This window comes from Eubacterium segne (assembly GCF_014287775.1).
GTDB lineage: Bacteria > Bacillota > Clostridia > Lachnospirales > Lachnospiraceae > Eubacterium_G > Eubacterium_G segne.
In genome coordinates, this window is the sequence record NZ_JACOOZ010000018.1 from 1 (window position 1) to 1,044 (window position 1,044).

Here is a 1,044-nt window from a genome sequence, read left to right on the forward strand (position 1 = left end):
ATAGTTTCCATTATTAACCTTTACCTGAATTGACAAAAGATTCTTTTCAGTAACATTCCATGTTATCTTAGGCAATTTATTACTATATGAAGAAGCAGACGTAGATGGTGTTATCGTTACCGAATTCAGTACAGGTGCCGTTCTATCGATTACAAAACCTATTGCTTTTTCCAGCGATTTTATTCCTCCTTTATCTACCCCTCTTACATAGAGATAATAATGCCCCTCTTTCCAACCTGAACTTGCATCTATTGTCTTTGTTCCGCTTGAAGTTGTACCTAAATTTGTTGAATCTGAATATGCAATATAATCTGTTGTTGCTGAATGTGTAGATTCATCATAGTTTTTAACTTTGTACTGAACATAATCCAGCGCCTTTGATGTTATGCCACTCCATGAAACCTGCAGCTTTTCTCCTGACTTTATGTGCACTTTTGTGAGGCTAACGTTTTCCGGCTTTGTTGGTCCGTCATAATATACTACTTCCATTTTTGGCATTTTTGATGTTGAAGCAGTTCTTGAGCCATAGAATTTTACATATGAGGAAGCTGATTCGTTTTCTGCTTTAAATACCAGTCCATAATTTTTATTTCCACTTCCTGAACCCTTTGCAACATTTCTTGCCCATGTTGTCATATTTAAAGTTTTCTTTGCATCAGCAGTTCCACTGGATGTAAATGTTGCCAGTGAATCACCTGTACCCCCCGGCTGATTATTCCATGTAATATTTCTGCACGCAAATTCATTCTTTACCGGTTCAACATTAATTTTTACGCCCTTTGTGTTTGCTCCATTCTCATACAATATCAGTTCTGCACTTTCCACATATTTTCCGCGTACAGTGCTTTTTAAATCAAGTGCTCTCATGTATGTTCTAAACAATCCCTGACTTCCTTTTCCAACAGAGAAAGCTTTAACACCACTTGCATAATAATTAACATCAGGATTTGCCTTTAAAATATAAGCCTCACCTAATTCACCGGTTCCTTCCCATGTGACTGACGGATCAATTGTAACAGGATACTTTCTGTCAGTTGAAGTCAA

At 37.0% G+C, this 1,044-nt stretch carries 1 protein-coding gene; it reads right to left on the minus strand.

From position 1 onward, the window contains the following. A partial coding sequence (locus H8S00_RS13685; RefSeq protein WP_186840749.1) for a DNRLRE domain-containing protein occupies positions 1-1,044 on the minus strand: 1,044 nt, incomplete at both ends.